The organism is Furfurilactobacillus siliginis (assembly GCF_001437435.1).
Lineage (GTDB): Bacteria > Bacillota > Bacilli > Lactobacillales > Lactobacillaceae > Furfurilactobacillus > Furfurilactobacillus siliginis.
Genome location: NZ_JQCB01000048.1, coordinates 1 through 252, shown reverse-complemented (window position 1 = coordinate 252; position 252 = coordinate 1). Strand labels below are relative to the sequence as shown.

General features: G+C 44.4%; 1 protein-coding gene. It reads right to left on the bottom strand.

Features of this window, described 5'->3' with window-relative positions; all coding sequences use genetic code 11:
• Nucleotides 1-252: hypothetical protein (locus tag IV55_RS10480; RefSeq protein WP_191979325.1), on the bottom strand; the 252-nt coding region annotated here is incomplete at both ends.

Sequence of the window (252 nt, the reverse complement as noted above, 5' to 3'; positions counted from 1 at the left end):
CTGACTTTCACTTAGTGAAGTAGAACCAGATTGGCTCTCACTCAAGCTAGTTGAGCCTGACTGACTTTCACTTAGTGAAGTTGAACCAGATTGACTTTCACTTAGTGATGTTGAGCCGGATTGGCTCTCACTCAATGAAGTTGAACCAGATTGACTTTCACTCAAGCTAGTTGAGCCGGATTGACTTTCACTTAGTGAAGTTGAACCAGATTGGCTCTCACTCAATGAAGTTGAGCCGGATTGGCTCTCGCT